14 protein-coding genes, 1 pseudogene and 1 other annotated feature are annotated in these 16,327 nt (G+C 51.7%); of the genes and pseudogenes, 4 read left to right on the top strand and 11 right to left on the bottom strand.

What is annotated here, in order from left to right; all coding sequences use genetic code 11:
* Positions 1-272: 272 nt before the first annotated feature.
* The 5 genes and pseudogenes from OCT58_RS08310 to OCT58_RS08290 all read right to left on the bottom strand — a co-directional run bounded on the left by OCT58_RS08310 (position 273) and on the right by OCT58_RS08290 (position 7,801).
* A complete protein-coding gene (locus OCT58_RS08310) occupies positions 273-2,282 on the bottom strand; it encodes a beta-galactosidase (protein WP_267202405.1) in 2,010 nt (669 codons plus the stop codon).
* A 13-nt stretch (positions 2,283-2,295) separates the two neighbouring features.
* Positions 2,296-4,228 (bottom strand): annotated as a pseudogene (locus OCT58_RS08305) (sugar MFS transporter).
* Positions 4,229-4,386: 158 nt separating this feature from the next.
* Complete coding sequence (locus tag OCT58_RS08300) at positions 4,387-5,406, bottom strand: LacI family DNA-binding transcriptional regulator (protein ID WP_267202406.1); 1,020 nt, start codon at positions 5,404-5,406, stop codon at positions 4,387-4,389.
* Positions 5,407-5,518: 112 nt separating this feature from the next.
* Positions 5,519-6,100, bottom strand: a complete 582-nt coding sequence (locus OCT58_RS08295) for a DUF4767 domain-containing protein (protein ID WP_267202404.1) — start codon at positions 6,098-6,100, stop codon at positions 5,519-5,521.
* A gap of 150 nt (positions 6,101-6,250) precedes the next feature.
* Entirely contained in the window at positions 6,251-7,801 is a 1,551-nt protein-coding gene (locus tag OCT58_RS08290) for a YfcC family protein (RefSeq protein ID WP_267202403.1), read from the bottom strand.
* A 194-nt stretch (positions 7,802-7,995) separates the two neighbouring features.
* Between OCT58_RS08290 and OCT58_RS08285 the strand changes: the two genes are divergently transcribed.
* Together OCT58_RS08285 and OCT58_RS08280 are read left to right on the top strand one after the other, a co-directional pair.
* Positions 7,996-9,285, top strand: a complete 1,290-nt coding sequence (locus OCT58_RS08285; RefSeq protein ID WP_267202402.1) for a sensor histidine kinase — start codon at positions 7,996-7,998, stop codon at positions 9,283-9,285.
* A 1-nt stretch (position 9,286) separates the two neighbouring features.
* On the top strand, positions 9,287-10,120 hold the full coding sequence (locus OCT58_RS08280) for a DNA-binding domain-containing protein (protein ID WP_267202401.1): 834 nt from the start codon (positions 9,287-9,289) through the stop codon (positions 10,118-10,120).
* 73 nt (positions 10,121-10,193) lie between these two features.
* On the opposite strand, the gene trpB is transcribed toward OCT58_RS08280, so the two are convergent.
* The 4 genes from trpB to OCT58_RS08260 form a co-directional block, all read right to left on the bottom strand.
* The gene (gene trpB, locus OCT58_RS08275) at positions 10,194-11,402 is read right to left on the bottom strand and encodes a tryptophan synthase subunit beta (RefSeq protein WP_267202400.1); all 1,209 of its coding nucleotides are present in this window, start codon (positions 11,400-11,402) and stop codon (positions 10,194-10,196) included.
* Positions 11,403-11,683: 281 nt separating this feature from the next.
* Positions 11,684-12,634, bottom strand: coding sequence for a ketopantoate reductase family protein (locus OCT58_RS08270; protein WP_267202399.1), 951 nt, complete (start codon positions 12,632-12,634; stop codon positions 11,684-11,686).
* Positions 12,635-12,709: 75 nt separating this feature from the next.
* Positions 12,710-12,947: a binding site (T-box leader), on the bottom strand.
* A 69-nt stretch (positions 12,948-13,016) separates the two neighbouring features.
* Positions 13,017-14,063, bottom strand: a complete 1,047-nt coding sequence (locus OCT58_RS08265; RefSeq protein ID WP_267202398.1) for an MFS transporter — start codon at positions 14,061-14,063, stop codon at positions 13,017-13,019.
* A 17-nt stretch (positions 14,064-14,080) separates the two neighbouring features.
* Positions 14,081-14,350, bottom strand: a complete 270-nt coding sequence (locus OCT58_RS08260; RefSeq protein WP_267202397.1) for an MFS transporter — start codon at positions 14,348-14,350, stop codon at positions 14,081-14,083.
* Positions 14,351-14,442: 92 nt separating this feature from the next.
* On the opposite strand from OCT58_RS08260, the gene OCT58_RS08255 reads away from it, so the two are divergent.
* Positions 14,443-14,994 (top strand): TetR/AcrR family transcriptional regulator, encoded by a 552-nt coding sequence (locus OCT58_RS08255; protein WP_267202396.1) that lies wholly within the window; start codon positions 14,443-14,445, stop codon positions 14,992-14,994.
* 45 nt (positions 14,995-15,039) lie between these two features.
* Positions 15,040-15,624, top strand: a complete 585-nt coding sequence (locus OCT58_RS08250; protein ID WP_267202395.1) for a DUF7679 family protein — start codon at positions 15,040-15,042, stop codon at positions 15,622-15,624.
* 47 nt (positions 15,625-15,671) lie between these two features.
* Here the strand turns inward: OCT58_RS08250 and OCT58_RS08245 are convergent, their stop codons facing one another.
* Positions 15,672-15,980: a GNAT family N-acetyltransferase gene (locus tag OCT58_RS08245; RefSeq protein ID WP_267202394.1), complete on the bottom strand. Its 309-nt coding sequence runs from the start codon at positions 15,978-15,980 to the stop codon at positions 15,672-15,674.
* A gap of 3 nt (positions 15,981-15,983) precedes the next feature.
* Positions 15,984-16,172 (bottom strand): hypothetical protein, encoded by a 189-nt coding sequence (locus OCT58_RS08240; RefSeq protein ID WP_267202393.1) that lies wholly within the window; start codon positions 16,170-16,172, stop codon positions 15,984-15,986.
* Positions 16,173-16,327: the final 155 nt, after the last annotated feature.

The raw sequence follows: 16,327 nt of genomic DNA, 5'->3' as shown, positions 1-16,327 counted from the left end.
TTGATTCTCGACGCTTAGCTTTTAAAACACCTTGGTACCAAGGCTTATTTAAGTGCGTCAAAAATCTGGTCAAAACAAGTTTGTCAGTGATAATTTTATCTTGACTTATTACCACATGACTCTTCATTCAAATTATTTAACATCTAGCCCCATTGTAGTCGTTTAGTTGGTGCTTCTCAAATTAGAATTGGTAACAATAAAGGGACAGCATTCGCTTGTTAAAAACCAAGTGCTGCCCCTTATTTTGGGAGAAATCAATATGTAAGTTCAAGTTAGTTTTGCGCAAGAATTTCGACGTCCCAACCATTTAACTGCGCCGCGGCCGGTTTGTCCGTCAAAAGATCATGATAGCCTTGCAGACTTTCCGGCAGTTGCTGAGTGTCATTGCCCATGTTGAGGACAAAGTAGAGTTCGCGACCTTCAGCGGTGACCCGCTTGGTGATTTCTAGCGGAGTTTGTTCCGCAATCAGTGGCTGAACACCAGCACCCTTGACGATGCGGTCGATCAGCTTACTCAGGCCGGCATGTTCAAGCCGGCTGCCGATGTACCAGGCGGTTCCCTGACCATACTTGTTCTCGGTGACTGCCGCCGTACCAGCATAAAATTCGCTGTCATAGCTAGCCAGAACGGTGGCGCCTTGCGGATGAATAAGATCACAGATCAGGTGGGCATCGTAGTCGCTGTCGCCAACTTTAACCTTAACGGCTTGGTCAGGCAGAACGGCGTCGCTCTCCTCGACCCAAACGCCGGTAACGTCCTTCAGCGGTCCTGGGTAGCCCCCCGGATAGATGTTGTCGGACGGACCGACCATCCCCGACATGAAGGTGGTGACAAAGTGACCACCGCTTTTCACGTATTGGTTGATCTTCTGGTCCAGGCCCGGCTTGACCATGTAGAGGATCGGAGCCACAACCAGGTCATACTGACTGAAGTCGTCGTCGACACTGATCACGTCGGTTGGAATGTTGCGCTCATAGAACTGCCGGTAGTAGTCGAGAATCAGCGGAATATATTCCAGATCCTGGGTGATCCCGTCGATGTACTCGAAAGACCAGAAGTTGCTCCAGTCAAAGATCAGGGCCACCTTGGCCGGGGTCGTCGAATGCTGAATCATCGGGCCAACCCGTTTGAGGTCATGCCCCAGTTCGGCAACTTCCTTAAATGCCCGGGTATCGGTCCGCCCAGAGTGGGCAATCACTGCCCCGTGGAACTTCTCTGAACCACCCAGCGCCTGCTTGAGTTGGAAGAACTGAACAGTGTCGGCACCGTGGGCTACCGCCTGAAGCTCGGTCGCCCGCATCTGGCCCGGTCGCTTCAGTGGACTGTATGGCTGCCAGTTCACCTGGGATGGGGTTGATTCCATCAGCATGAACGGCCGGTGTTTGAGCGTCCGCATCAGGTCGTAGAGGAAGGCCGGATGATAGGTCGGCATGTTGTAGGCCGGGTAGCTATCGTAGGAAATGATGTCCTGGTCCTTGGCCCACTTCTGATAGTCGATCATCTTGTTCGGCAGGCTGTGGAAGTTGGTCGTCACCGGAATATCCGGTGAGTACTGCTCGATCAGCTTCTTTTCCAGCTTGAAAAGCTCCAACATCTGATCAGATTGGAAACGCAGGTAGTCTACCGACAGGCCGGCTACAATCGTTTCCGTGCCCTCGGGTCCCCAGGCGTCACCCAGCTCATTGGGCACCACGATCTCGTCCCAGTCATGAATGGCGTGGGACCAGACATTCATGTTCCAGGCGGCGTTCAGAGCATCTAGCGTCTGGTAGCGAGCCTTGAGCCATTCCCGGAAGGTCGCTGCACAGTTGTCACAGTAGCAGTTGCCACCGTACTCGTTGTTGACGTGCCAGGCCACAATGTGCGGATTGTCGTGGTAGCGCTGGGCTAACTTCAGGACCAATTGGCGGGCTAGGCGCCGATAGTTTTCACTAGACGGGCAGAAGTTGTGCCGGGCACCGAAGACGTGGCGCCGTCCCTGATAGTCAACCCGGGCAACATCGGGATATTTTTTGAACATCCAGGCCGGCATTGCCGCGGTGGAGGTGGCCAGGACAATGTCAAAGTTGGCCGCCGAGAGGTTCTCAATGATCTTGTCCAACATTGAAAAGTCAAACTCACCCTCGCGTGGTTCCAATAGCGACCAGGAGAAGACATTAACGGTCGCCGAATTGAGATCCGCCTGCTTGAAGACCTTAAGATCGTCTTTCCAGGTGTCTTCCGGCCATTGTTCCGGATTATAGTCACCACCGTATAGGAAATCAGGAATTCCCTTCTTCATAAAATCCACTCCTCTACTTAAATTCGACGTCGACAACTGAGTCACCATGGTTAACCTGCTTGCCAGGCTCAAGTCCCTTCATGGCACTGATCCGCTTAGGCTCCGTAAAGAAGTTCACGACAACGTCCTGGTAACCAGCATTGAGAATCTGGTCGCGGTCAAAGTCAAAGAGCAATTGACCAGTCTTGACCTCTTCCCCATCGGTATAGTGGGTGTTAAAGCCCTCACCCCGCATGTTGACGGTGCCAATTCCGATGTGAACGACCATGCCTAAGCCTTGATCAGAGGTAATTCCGAAGGCGTGGCGAGTGCCGAAGGTGAAGTTGATCTGACCGTCAAACGGTGCGTAAATCTTGCCCTCACTCGGTTGAATTGCAAAGCCAGTTCCGGGGAACGGCTGCCCATCGGTGTCAATGACGTCTTTCATGGCGATCACCTTCCCGCTAACCGGTGCGGCAACGTGTTCAACCTTGACTTCATCCGCAGCCTTTTCAGCCGGCATTTCAACAGTAGCACCGTCATTAGCAAGCTTGTCCTTTAATTCTTCGACAATGACGGCGTGCTTCTTTTCGCTCAGGGTTACCTTCCAGGCAAAGGCAACGATTGCCAAGAGTGCAAAGACCAGTGGGATGTAGAAGGCCATGCTATCAAAGGTGTGAATGTCGTGGGCCGTCATGTCGGCAGCCGTGGCAGAACCGGTCATTCCGGCCGCGATGGCAATGTAGCCAACCAGGCCGTTGGAAATGGCACCGGTCAGCTTATCGATCATTGGCCGCACGGCAAGAACGACGGCTTCGTTCCGCTGACCGTTGTGCAACTGACCATATTCAATCGCGTCGGTCAGGGTCAGGACAGTGACCAGCTGGGCGAAGTTAATGTTAAAGAGCACCAGGCCGAGGTCCATCATAAAGACATTGGTCCGGAAGAAGATAAAGATCACATAAGCAAGGGCCATTGAAATCTGACCGCCAATGAAGAGCCACTTCCGCGGAATGAACTTGTTCAGGATTGGGAAAAGCGGGCTCGTGCAGAAGCCGATGATCGTAGCAATAACACCAACGATCCAAAATTCGCCAGGCTTACCGATAACGAACTTGTAAAGGTAGAATAGTACCCCGTTAGTGATGACGTAGGCACAGGAGTACAGTAGGTAGGCTAAACTTGGCCACAAAATCTGGTCATTGTGGAAGATTGCGGAGAAGACTTGACCAATCGTGGTCTTGTCCTGAGCCGACTTCCGAATGATGTTGTACTTTTCTTTGGTTCCCAGGCAAACGGCAATCGCACTCAACAGGGCGACGGCGGAAACAATGGCCGCAAAGGCAAACCAACCGATCGGCCCTTCGTTGTGTTTCCCGGTTGCCAGGTAGGTGAAGTAGGTAACGGTTGGGACTACAATGATCGTCAGACCATTCCAGCCGATTGTCCCGGCAAAGGCCCCCAGTGAGGTGTAAACGCCCCGTTCTTGAGAATCTTCACTGATCGCTGGAACCATTCCCCAATAGGAAACATCTGAAAGAGAGTAGAAAATATCAAAACTGATAAAGATAATTACAAATAAGACCGCAAACAGTACCCAGTTGACCTTGGCCAGGCCAAAGATCCCGGTAAAGAGCACCAGAAGCAGGATGACACTGACGATGTTCCCGATCATGATCCAGGGCTTAAACTTTCCCCAGCGCGACTTGGTATTGTCAACGATGTTCCCCAGCAGCGGGTCAATCAACAGTTCCAGAATCCGGACTCCCACGATCAGACCGGTAATTAAACCAATCAGGCGGTTAGAAACGGACTTCGGCAGGCCATTGAACATCCCGCCGGTGACAAAAATGATAAAGTAAGTACTCATCACCCCATAAAAGGGCAGAGTGACCAACATTACCAAAACAAAATGATGCGCGAGAAGCAATCTGTTTCCCGGTTAGTTTGTGGCTAGTTGCTGCCATACGATAACCTCCTCAACGACAATTCTTGTAATCGTTTTCAAAATTTATTGTACTTCAACTAGCTCATTTAGTAAATAGTTTATGCTAAATTCGTAAATCATTTACTAAACCGTTGCTTTGGCTGAAAAAATAAAAAAGGACCCTTTTACAATAAGGCCCTAATCATCATTCTTCGGAATAAAGCTCTTGCGCACCACCAAGTCCGTGTTAACTTGAAGATGGACATGCGGACTGGAGGGGTGACGAATGAGGTCACGGAGTAAGCTTAGCGCCATCCAGCTCAGTGTTTCCTGATTGATGTTATACGACGATAACGGTGGGGAAACATAGTTCGCCACTTCGCTATTGTTGATGCTGATAATCGCTGCATCGCGCGGAACCATTACCCCGGCCTCATTAAACGCCTGAAGCACCCCGACGCTCAACGTGTCCGAAGCAATGATAAAGGCATCCGGCAAATGATCACCCATTTGCTCTAGTACCTGTTTTCCGAGTTGATAGCCGGTTTCAACATTAAATTGCCCACCAACGAATACCGGTGCCTCACGAATTCCCTGCATACTGGTAAATTCGCGAAAGGCCATCTCACGGACATCATTTTGTTGAACGTTATTAATTTTGAGACCTTTTCCGCCAATAAAGCCGATTCGCCGATGACCGGCTGCAACCAGTTTCTGCAAGGCGTCCTGAATCGTTAGCTCCAAATTCGGGCGAACGGAGTCAAAAAGACGCGGTGCAGGATTAATATCAATGAAAACCCCCGCTGGTAATTTTTGATGCAAGGCCGTCAATTTTTCAATCGTTACCCGATCGGCTCCTACCCCAATGAAGCCGTGAAAGGAATCAGCGGCGGCAATCAAATCTTCAATATGCTGGAAACTTTGCAACTGGATCCCCTCCGCATCGGCCTCCTTGATGATGGCCTTTCGCAGAAAAGCAAAGTACTCGTCCTGCAGCTGCTCTTCCCCACTAATACGGTAAAGTAACGCCAGTTTAAATTGCTGCGAACGATCAATCTTTCGCTGGTGATCTTTCCAGTAGCCCAGTTGATCCGCAACCTCCATTATTTTCCGGCGGGTTTCAGTAGTCGTTGAAAGGTTTGGATCGTTATTTAAAAGCCGCGAAACTGTCGCTGGTGAGTATCCGGCCTTGGCAGCGATCTCCTTGATTGTTGCGATTTTATTCACCCTCCCAAAGTAGTAAATCGTTATTCCTATTATACAGCTTGTCGATTTGGAAAGCGAGCGAACATTATCCTAGCCTTTTGATGTTGCATTCGCCTTTACTAATTTATTGTGCGTCGGCAATCCGCTCAAAATTGCTTTGAACATCCGTATTTTTGGTCGGCGTCCAATTGGGCGTGCCATTCGTGCTTTGATCAACCAAGGCTACCGGTTGCCCATCGTGAAAGGCGAAGGCATAGGTGATGTGGCTCGTGTTAGAACCATTGTAATTATAGAGTGCAACCACATTGTAGTCGTAGTTGCCCTTTCCGGATGGCGCCCAACCGATTGAAGCATTATCCCCTTCAACCGTTGTCATCTTAAAATCACTTGGGTATTCCGTTCCCGGATTCGTTTTCAAATCGGTTGCCCCATCATATTTGGTGTATGACTGGTGCATCGTCGGTGCCGACTGATTAATAAAGGTCGTCAGCTGGGCGTCTTTATTATGATTCCACAGCGCCGCGGACTGAGAATGCGTGGTGCTCGTCTTACTGCTCGAAGTAGAAGAAGTAGTAGTCTTGGTCACGGCTGAACTACTGCTACTGCTGGTGCTATTGTGATGCGCTGTTGAATTTGCGCCACAGCCACCAAGTAGTAATGACATCGTCACAAGCATCCCCATTAGATATAAAGATTTCTTTTTCATTTTGCTCCCCCGTTTCAAATCATATTATATTCTCCCCCAATCATATTGAGCAACGGCCCACCAGCAGCAAACTGACGGCATTTTCATCAGCTGTCAATTTTTTAGTCAACAAAAAAGGCCGCCTCTTAAAAAGAGACAGCCATGTGCAAATTAGGCAAGCAGTACTTCAGTTACCAGGATCCCACCACCGAAGATGAGGACAAAGAGGACCACTGGCCAAACGAAGCGGAACCAGTGCGAATACTTCATGTCCAACATCTGCAGGGTTGCCATTACCAGGCCGGTTGGGGCCAGGAAGAGCATTGCGTACTGACCGAACTGGTAGGCCGTAACCACGATGTAACGTGGAATGTGAACCGTGTCGGCCAGCGGGGCCATGATTGGCATTGCCAATACAGCCAGGCCGGATGAGGATGGCACGATGAAGCCCAGAACGAAGAAGATCAGCATCATCATGATGATGAAGACGGACCCGCTCATGTGCTTAACCAATTCGGATGAAGCATAGAGAATCGTGTCGGAGATGTAACCTTCGTTTAAGATGTTGTTGATTCCCCGGGCCAGACCGATGATCAAGGATACCCCAACCAGGCTGGCGGCACCGTTTGAGAAAGCCTCGGTAGTCTGGTATTCACCCAGGCCGTCCTTCTTCCCAAAACAGGTCAGGAACATGATAATCACGGCGATTAGCAGGAATGAAGCCGCCATGTCCGGGAAGGCCCAATTCTTCGCCATCACACCCCAGATCATGATCGGAAAGGCACAGGCAAAAAGAACCAGGATGATCTTTTTCTTCGTGGTGAAGGAGAGGTCCTTTTCCTCCGTTGAGTCCATCGACCACATCGCGTCGAACTTGGCCTTGTCCTCGTAAGTGTAGGAGAAGGTCGGATCCTTCTGTACCTTACGGGCGTACCAGTGCAGGTAGAAGAGCAGGCAGATCACGGCAACCGTGAAGCCGACGATCCGGCCCGTCATCCCCTGGGTGAACTGGGTTCCGGCGGCGTTCGAGGCAATTACAACCTGGAACGGGTTGATGATCGAGAAGGTCGTCCCGATGGAGGAGGCCAAGAAGATGGCCCCGACGGTCACGATCGAGTCGTAGCCCATCGAGATGAAGACTGGCGCCAGGATTGGGTAGAAGGCCACGGCCTCTTCTTCAATCCCACACAAGGTTCCCCCGAAGGCCAAAAGCACGGCAACCATGAAGACGAGGACGAATTCCTTCCCCTTTGAGCGCTTGGTCAGTGCCTCCAATCCGGATTCAAAGGCCCCACTCGCCTTAACGACCCCGATCAGGCCTCCCAGGACAAAGATGAAGATCATGATGTCTACGGCCTGCATCGTCCCGTTGACCATGCTGGTAAAGATTGAATAAAGGCTGGCCGGGTGCTGCTTTAAGCGCTTATAGGTTCCGGGAACCGAAACCGGCTTGGAGATCGCTCCCGAGGTAAACTGGTCAATGTCAATTTGGACATTCAGTTTCTTCAGTGACGCCTGGGTGGCGGGCATGGTGGTCTTCTTACCACTCGGTTGGGTCACCGTCAGCTCGTGGTGCCCATAGGAAACCTTGGAATAGGACCCCGCCGGCACAAACCAGGTCAGCATGACTGAAATCACCGTTAGGAAGAACAGGATCGTGAAGGCGCCGGGCATCTTCAATTTCCACTTTTTCTTCCGCGGCTGTTCGACAGTTGCGTCCATAATCTTAACTCCCTTACAATAGAATAATTGCTTTTCACCATCAAGGTGCTGTCAGATCGTTAACTAGCGTATAATGGTGAATGATGAGGCAAAACGAAATCGTTTCGTCCTCAAAAACACTTTTTATTATAGAAAGCGCTTTCCAATATATTCAGAAAAAATCATAAAACTTCACAGCAGCTTTAGAGGTAATCATGATCAAGAACCCTAGTTTCCTTAATTATCATAAGTGGCAGCGAATCATCATTGCGGCCATCTGCGTCGCCCTGGCCTCCCAAGCCGAATTCAACGCCTTCGTGCCCGGCTTCATCATCGCCCTTTCCGCCCTGCTCTTGCCGGTCTTTCTCTACTTCAACCAGGACCTTAACCCCCTCCAGCTTGGCTTTGCCATCGCAATCGCCTCGCCGGTTTTTCGCGGTCTAGTCCTGCTCCTCACCCGTAACACCACCCACGTTCTCAGCTACACGGTGGCCGACATTCTCTATTTCAGCTGCTACGTAATTATCTACTACCTGCTTTACTGGCAGCGCCATTTCCGCAACAATTCGGCCTTCTTTTTAACGATCGTGATCTGTGATTACCTGTCAAACTTACTGGAGATCGGCTTCTTAACCCGGATGCAGGGTTTGACCCTCTACGTTGTCGAACTGGTCTTTGTCGTCGCCCTGGTCCGCACGCTGGTGGCCACCCTTATTTCCTTTCTTTTTCACTACTTCCAACTACTAATCGTCCGCAGTGAGGAGCACGAGCAGCAGTACTACCACTTCATCTGGGTGGCCGCTGCCGTCAAGAGCGAGGTCTACTTCATGAAGAAAAACGTCAGCGACATCGAAACCGTCACGAAAAACGCCTACCTGCTCAACGAGCGTCTCAAGACCGAGCAACTGCCGGAAGAACAAAAGATGGCCTACCAAATTGCCCAGCGGGTTCACGAGATCAAGCACTCCTATCAAGATGTCATCAAGGGACTGGGTGATTATTTCGATGACCAGGACAATGCCCCGATGAAGATGAACGACATTTTAAAGATCGTTAGCTCCTATTCCCAAATGATCATTCATTCCCGCCACCTCGACATCAACCTGGTGGTCCAAAACAGCCTTGATTGCACGGTTCCCGAACACTACTACCTAGTGACGATCCTCTCCAACTTGATTCTTAACGGGATCGATGCGATTGGCAAAAAGCGCAACGGGGAAATCGCGATTACGGTTCAAGAGCGGAATGAAGACGTTCAGGTCACTGTTCACGACAACGGCAGCGGGATTCCTGAGGCAATGTTGCCGCTAATCTTCAAGGCCGGCTTTTCAACAAAATTCGATCAGTCTGGCGACATCTATCGCGGGATCGGTCTCTCCAACGTTCAATCAATCGTTCAGGATCAGTTTGCCGGGCGGATCACGGTCAACTCCAAGGAAGGGAGCAGCACCACCTTTACCGTTTCCCTGAACAAAAAACTATTAACTAGCAAGGGGGCCAACTAAGATGAAGTTCTACATTGTTGATGATGATCAGGCAATTCTTTACGTCCTGCAAAACATCATCGAGCAAAATTTCAATGACGAGGTTATCGGCATGACCACTAGTCCCCGTCAAGCCCAGAATGAGATTCAATTACGGGACGTCGACATCGTGCTTGCCGATCTTTTGATGCCCGACCTTTCGGGAATCGACCTCGTTAAAGCGGTCAAGGCAGCCAAGCCCCAGGTGCGTTTCATCATGATCTCCAAGGTTCAGGACAGCGATCTGCGGGCCAAGGCCTACCAAGCCGGGATTGAATTTTTTATCAATAAACCAGTCAACCTGATCGAAGTTAAGACGGTGATCACCAAGGTCGAGCAAAGTCTCCAAATGGCCCAGCAGCTCTCGTCGATCTCAGCGATGGTTAATCAGTTTAACGGCGCCAAGCCGACTCCAGAACCAGTCTCTGTCAAGGAAGGGGCCAACACGATCCTCAAGGTCCTCGGCATGGCGGCCGAACTGGGAAGCGCCGATATTCTTCAAGTAATCACCCTGATGGACCGCCTGGACGAGCATTATCGCGACGTCGACCTGACCAGCCAACTTAAAATTGACGGGCATGAAAAGAAAATTATGGTTCAGCGAATGCGCCGGGCTATCAAGGTTGGGCTGACGAATTTGGCGAATCAACTTCTCGACAATCCCGACGACGATCAGATCAGGCACTACGCCAATGCCCTCTTTGGTTACGAAAACGTCCACCATCAGATGCTTTTTCAACAACACGAACGGCCCAGCGGTGGGCGAGTGATCATGCAGAATTTTATGGACGGACTTTTGAGCGAAAGCCGAGAGTAAAAAGCGACGATCCGCAATCAAAACCAGATTGCGAATCGTCGCTTTTACTTATTAACTTAAAGCATGCACATGATTAAATCTCTTCACCCAAGTAATCAGCCACCTGACGAACGTCCTTATCCCCACGCCCGGAAACGTTGACCATCAGCAGTTGATCTTTGCCCATCTGTGGTGCGACCTTGATCGCCTCCGCAATCGCGTGGGAACTCTCCAACGCCGGAATGATTCCCTCTAATTTAGAGGTTAACTGGAAGGCATTGACTGCCTCGTCGTCGGTAATCGCGTAATATTCAGCCCGCTTGATGTCCTTGAGCAGCGAGTGCTCCGGTCCGACACCAGGGTAGTCCAGGCCGGCAGAAATAGTATAAACCGGTAATGGCTGCCCATTCTGGTCCTGCAGAACATAGGACTTCATCCCATCGTTAACGCCAACCGTTCCTAGCGTCAGGGTGGCGGCGTTCTGCGGGGTATCGATACCCTTTCCGGCCGCCTCGGCTCCGATTAAGCGGACCGACGAATCATCGATGAAGTTATCAAAGGCCCCGATCGCGTTCGAGCCCCCGCCGACACAGGCAATCACGGCATCCGGCAGCCGACCTTCCTTATCCAGAAACTGTCGCCGCGCCTCCTTACTGATTACGCTCTGGAAGTCGCGCACCATTTCCGGGTAAGGATAAGGCCCCACCGCGGAGCCAACCAGGTAGTAAGTATCCTGGTAGTTTTCCGCCAGGTCGGCAAAGGCCGCGTGAATAGCGTCTTCCAGGATGCCGTTCGGCCCACCGACAGCCGCCACCTCAGCGCCCATCAGCCGCATCCGAAAGACGTTCAGCTTCTGGCGCTCGGTATCCAGCTGGCCCATGTAGATCTTGCAATCAAGGCCGAGCTTGGTGGCCGCGGCGGCGGTGGCAACACCGTGCTGGCCGGCCCCGGTTTCTGCAATGATTTGCTTCTTGCCCATTCGCTTTGCCAAAAGGATCTGACCCAGGGCGTTGTTGATCTTGTGAGCACCCAAGTGATTCAAATCCTCACGCTTGAAGTAGATCTTAGCCCCACCCAGGTACTTAGTTAGCCCCTCGGCATAGTAAAGTGGCGTTTCTCGGCCCGCATAGTCCTTTAAGAACCCGGCCAGCTCATCGCGAAAGCGGGTGTCGTGCTTGACTTCCTGATAACAAGTTGCAATTTCATTTAATGCCGGCTTGATAGCATCGGGGACGTATTGTCCACCGAATTCACCGTAGTACTTCGTTTCTTCTGCGCGTGCGTTGATTTCTGCTTTTTTCATTATTCCCAAACTCCTTTGTTCTTTGTCAGAGTCCAGGTACTACGACAAAAAGGTCCCGGTAGTATCTACACTATCGGGACCGTCTTGATTAAACGATTGCCCTAGCGCAGACTCTTTTGATCGCATCATCAAAGGTGAGCCTACACTAGTTGTTGTAGTCTCACTTAGTCATTGCCAGGCTTGCCAAAGTGTGTTTAACATAACAATCGTTCCTTTCGTTTGAAGTTATTTTGATTATAATACGGTTAAAATGATTAATCAAGTTTTAATTTTAGTTAATGTTATTTCCGAGCGTCCCGGGTTGCCTCAGCTAGGTGAACCAGGTTGGTTACGAAGGCGTGGGTTTTGGCCTCGTAATGATACTTGCGGCCGAGCTTGACGAAGTAGCCGTTGATGTAGTCGACCTCGACTGGCCGATTATGACTCATGTCCTGGTACATCGATGGGTAGTGGTTCGGGTTGCCGACCTTAGAAACGTAGTCGACGCTCTCCAGCTCCTCGGCCCGGGTCGAAACCAGTTGGACCCCAGCCCGTTCGCAGACGTCGTAGGCCTCATCGATCAGCTGACGGGACAGGTCATCGGCCTTTTCAAAGCTAGCGTACTGGCCCATGGTGATTTCAAACATCGTACAAAGGGTGTTGACCACGGAGTTGAAGACGACCTTGGCCATTAAGGTGCCGAGGAAGTTGGTCTTCAGCGACGGGTTGAAGTTCGCCTTCTTCATCTCAGCCATCAGCTCATGGGTCTTCTCGTCCGGTTTTTCGGTGTAGTTGGCCCAGTTAGTGGTCCCCATCCCCGGTTCACCGACGAATTCGACCTCGCCCGGGCCGGTCAGGATGGTGGCAACCAGTGCGGTCCCGGCCACCAGTTTTTCCTTTGGGAAGTACTTCAAGAGTTTTTCGACATGGCCCATCCCGTTCATGGCGGTCAGGCAGTATTGGTCCTTGAGAAAGTGGGCGCAGCGCTTCAGCATCTCGTCCAGCTGCATCTGCTTGAGTTCAAAGAAGACAAAGTCCGCGTCGGTGGCAGTGTATTCCTCTGGCGTGTAGACGTTAACCGGAACCAAGTGCTTGTTCTTGTGCTCCCGGGTCACGTAGACGCCGCCTTGCTCCTTCATCTTGTCATAGTGGGGTTGCCAGCCTTCGACAAAGTCAACCTCGTTCCCCGCTTCCTGCAGCAACACCCCAAAACGTAAGCCCATCGCACCGGCTCCAACTACTGTAAACTTCATAATCAATCCATCCCTTCTCATTAAATCTTAAGAGTTGCTGATTATAAAAAAAAGCGCCCCCGACTCATTGCTGAGTCAAGGGACGCTCACGCGTGTTACCACCCTAAATTCACTAGCAGCTCGCACCACTAGCCTCAATGTTCAGCGACCAGCGCTAAACACGGCAGCTGTAATGGGCTGCACCCACCGCGGGTTACTGATATTCACCCGGGCACTCAAAGTGATCTTCGCCTGACCGCACCGATTTCCTTTCACCAAACGGAAACTCTCTGCGCGCTGCTGGTCGGACTACTTGTCTTTTCAACGTGTTTTTATAATCATTTTCTAATTGCATTTTAATTTACACGCACCAAGCAAAATTGTCAAGAGAATTTTGCAATTTTTATTCAGCTTCTTCTTTTCCCGCCAAAATTGCCAACAAAAGCGTCAGTGCCATCATGGCAAGCGCGACGATCATCGCTACCCGAAACTGGTCATTTACGTCACCCGCACTTACGAGGCTGGTCCCAAAATTGACCATCATGGCTAGGCCGAGTACGCCGCCGAGCTGGTGGGCAACATTGACGAGCCCCGACGCCGTGCCGCTGTGCTCCGCCGGCACTTGATAGATTCCCATGTTGGTCGTGGGGGCAAGCGCCAGGCCCTGACCACACCCAAGGATCAGCATTGGCAGACCGGTACCCAGCCAGTAACCGCGGCCATTCATCACGAGAGCCAGACCAAAACCCGCCAGCATGGTCAGACTAGCCAGGATCAGTACGCCCTTGTCGTTCCACGCGTTGATCAGTCGGGGAACCACCATCGCGGCCAAGAAGAGCGTTACCGACAGCGGGAGATAAGCAAAACCGACTTCGAGCGGCGAATAGTGCAGAACCCGCTGGAGATATTCCGAAACGAAGAACCAGTAGCCAAGCACGGCCCCGTTGAGGATCGCCCGGCAAAGGTAGCCGATCGTCCGCACCCCGTTCCTAAAAATCCGCAATGGCAGCAAGGGAGCCTGGCTGCGGTATTCGATGACCACAAAAGCAATCAGGAAGATCATCGCAAGGACCAAAACAAGCACCAGCTGACCGGCACCATTCAAACCCCAGACGAGCAGGCTGCAGGTCAAAACCGAGGTAAGTGTGCCGAGCAGATCAAATCGTTCGTGCGCTTGGGAGATGGCCGACTCCTTGAGCGTCCGCCACGACAGGCACAGCATCAGCAGGCAGACCGGGACGTTTAGGTAAAATCCCAACCGCCAGGACCAGAGGCTGGCAAAAAGGCCGCCGAGCACCAGGCCGATGCTCGCTCCCAATCCGGAAACCGAACTATACCAGGCGATCGCTTTGACCAGGGCGGGGCCCTCAAAGTAGTCGATCAAAAGCGCCATGCTGGTTGGCGCCAGCAGTGCCGAACCCAGCCCCTGCAAGAATCGGGCGGCGATCATGACACCACCGCTCATAGCTAGACCCGACAGCAGTGAACCGAGCAAATCCCCAATGCGACGTTTAAGATCCGTCGTCGGCTAAAGGCATCGCTGAGTCGCCCGCTCAGCAGCAAAAAGCTGCCAAAGGCCAGACCATAGGCGTTTTGGACCCAGGAAAGCCCCACCTGATCCAGGTGCAGATCGGTTGCGATCTTCGTCAGGCCGGTGATCACCAGGCAGTTCGACATCGCCGTCAACAGGTAGCTGAGCATCGCAATCGTTAAAACAATTCGTTGCCGAAAATTCATGTTCTCCTCCTTACCGGAATATATTCCGTTTATGTATTAATGGTATACTATTCCTTAGAAGAAATTTTGTCAATTTTCATTGGAGGCAACCTATGCGAACGGACGCTCAACACAACCGCCAAAAAATATTTAAGGCTACCGAACAGCTCCTGGCAGAAAACGCGGCCGACCAGATTACAATGGCCCAAATTGCCCGGGCCGCCGGGGTCGGCGTGGGAACCCTCTACCGAAATTTTCCCACACGGGGCGATCTCTTCATCTCCCTGGCTTACGCCCAGCTCGATGATTATCTCGCCCGCGAGGAGACTTTGATCCAGAATAAAGACATCAGCCGAGAAACGGTGCGCCAGGTGCTCGGCGACTACCTAAGCTTTCGGGAGCACCGTCAGCACCTCCTGCCCACCGGTAGCCTCGAATCGGCGACCCAGTATTATTCCCGGCCCAACTATCAGCGACTCCACCACTTGTTCGCCAATTTGATTGGCAAAACCAATCCAGGGCTGAGTTCCATCACAGTGGCCTTTCGCTCCGACATGCTGATCGCCTGCTTACGGGGCGATAGCTACTATCTGCAACGTACGGAACGGCAGTTGGTGCCCGAGCAAATTTTGGACCAGCTGATGGCGCTCTTTTTTCCAGAATAGCTAGCTTAGTATTCATTATTCAATTTTGGGGAGGAGGAGATTTTGATGGACACTCGTGATTGGTCGTTTGCGCAGCGAGCACTAGCAGAGAAAAAGCAAGACGAAGTTAAGCATCATCACCATCGCAGACATAAACCAAAGAAGGTCTACTGGGTCCAGGTCCGCTTCACCGACGGCCGCATCGCCAATTATCAACTGCCCCGCGACCTGCAGCAAGCATTGCATCAGCACATCCAGGAGCATCCCCACCACTGGCAGGAAGTTCTCTTGGGTGCTCTGATCAACGTTCCGGTGAGTGACTACTGCGACAGCAAGGCCAAGATTAAGCCGGCCGTGATCCAGCGCGTCCTGATCCTGCCCGTTGCGGCCCACAACCCCCGTTGGACCACCCGCAGCCAGTTCGTCCTTCCCGACTATTCCTGGTGGCGCTGGCTCTTTTACCCGCCCCGTTTGGATCACGAGAAAAATTTTCTGACCCACGACTTCTCGGCGGCCAACCAGCAGCGGATCAGGGCCACCGTCGACGACTACCGGCGCCAGCAAATCCGCTGGCACTGGCAGCGGACAGGAAGGTACATTGGCCTGGCGGTGCTCTGTTTACTCATCGCTGGAATTCTAATGGCAATTTAAAAACTCAGTGAATCTCCCCGCCTGAAGGTCGGAAGATTCACCGAGTTCTATTTTTTAAGAGATTTTTCATACTGAAGTAACCGGACGGGCTGACCAAAGATCACCTGGTTGACCACTACACCGGTCGGCCGCCAGCCGTGGCGCTGATAAAAGAAACGAGCCGACTTATTTTCCGCGAGAACCAGCAAATCGGCCCGCGAAAAGTTTTTTGCCAGCGCGGCTTCCGCTTGGGCGAGCAACCGGGTGCCGATCCCTTGACTCTCATATTCAGTGAGGACGTAGAGCGCCATCAGCTCACCAGCATTAGTTGAAAAATATTGCGGGTTGCGCGGCGTACCGTAGCTGACAACGCCCACCAGCTAATCGTCAGCCTGGGCAATCAAGTTATGGCGACCTGGCCGTACCAGGCCCGCTTCCCAATCGTCCGGTTGCAGCGCTCGTAGTCCCACTGCAGGCAGCAGTCCCCGGTAGGCCGACTGCCAGGTTCGTTGGAAGATGGCACTGGTCTGGCCGAGTTCTTGCTGATTTATAATTGGTCGAATTTGCATAAGCACCACCCCTAGCCATTTTCATCATTATACACTGAAACTTGAAAGCCAGGAATAACGGCTAATCACCGCTATCCCTGGCTTCCTTGTTATAAAAATAGAAAAAACGCAAGAAGCTCCTGCGTTATACTTTAACTGTTCACACCAAAGTAAAG

Source organism: Limosilactobacillus kribbianus (genome assembly GCF_026413145.1).
GTDB classification, from domain to species: domain Bacteria; phylum Bacillota; class Bacilli; order Lactobacillales; family Lactobacillaceae; genus Limosilactobacillus; species Limosilactobacillus kribbianus.
The sequence above is the reverse complement of the archived record's forward strand: the minus strand, read 5'-3'. Positions and strand labels throughout refer to the sequence as shown.

What these genes read in the sequence shown, in the direction of transcription:
- OCT58_RS08310 (WP_267202405.1), bottom strand. Translation starts at nt 2,282, where the DNA reads ATGAAGAAGGGAATTCCTGATTTCCTATACGGTGGTGACTATAATCCG.
- OCT58_RS08295 (WP_267202404.1), bottom strand. Translation starts at nt 6,100, where the DNA reads ATGAAAAAGAAATCTTTATATCTAATGGGGATGCTTGTGACGATGTCA.
- OCT58_RS08290 (WP_267202403.1), bottom strand. Translation starts at nt 7,801, where the DNA reads ATGGACGCAACTGTCGAACAGCCGCGGAAGAAAAAGTGGAAATTGAAG.
- OCT58_RS08285 (WP_267202402.1), top strand. Translation starts at nt 7,996, where the DNA reads ATGATCAAGAACCCTAGTTTCCTTAATTATCATAAGTGGCAGCGAATC.
- OCT58_RS08280 (WP_267202401.1), top strand. Translation starts at nt 9,287, where the DNA reads ATGAAGTTCTACATTGTTGATGATGATCAGGCAATTCTTTACGTCCTG.
- trpB (WP_267202400.1), bottom strand. Translation starts at nt 11,402, where the DNA reads ATGAAAAAAGCAGAAATCAACGCACGCGCAGAAGAAACGAAGTACTAC.
- OCT58_RS08270 (WP_267202399.1), bottom strand. Translation starts at nt 12,634, where the DNA reads ATGAAGTTTACAGTAGTTGGAGCCGGTGCGATGGGCTTACGTTTTGGG.
- OCT58_RS08265 (WP_267202398.1), bottom strand. Translation starts at nt 14,063, where the DNA reads ATGATCGCCGCCCGATTCTTGCAGGGGCTGGGTTCGGCACTGCTGGCG.
- OCT58_RS08260 (WP_267202397.1), bottom strand. Translation starts at nt 14,350, where the DNA reads ATGAATTTTCGGCAACGAATTGTTTTAACGATTGCGATGCTCAGCTAC.
- OCT58_RS08255 (WP_267202396.1), top strand. Translation starts at nt 14,443, where the DNA reads ATGCGAACGGACGCTCAACACAACCGCCAAAAAATATTTAAGGCTACC.
- OCT58_RS08250 (WP_267202395.1), top strand. Translation starts at nt 15,040, where the DNA reads ATGGACACTCGTGATTGGTCGTTTGCGCAGCGAGCACTAGCAGAGAAA.
- OCT58_RS08240 (WP_267202393.1), bottom strand. Translation starts at nt 16,172, where the DNA reads ATGCAAATTCGACCAATTATAAATCAGCAAGAACTCGGCCAGACCAGT.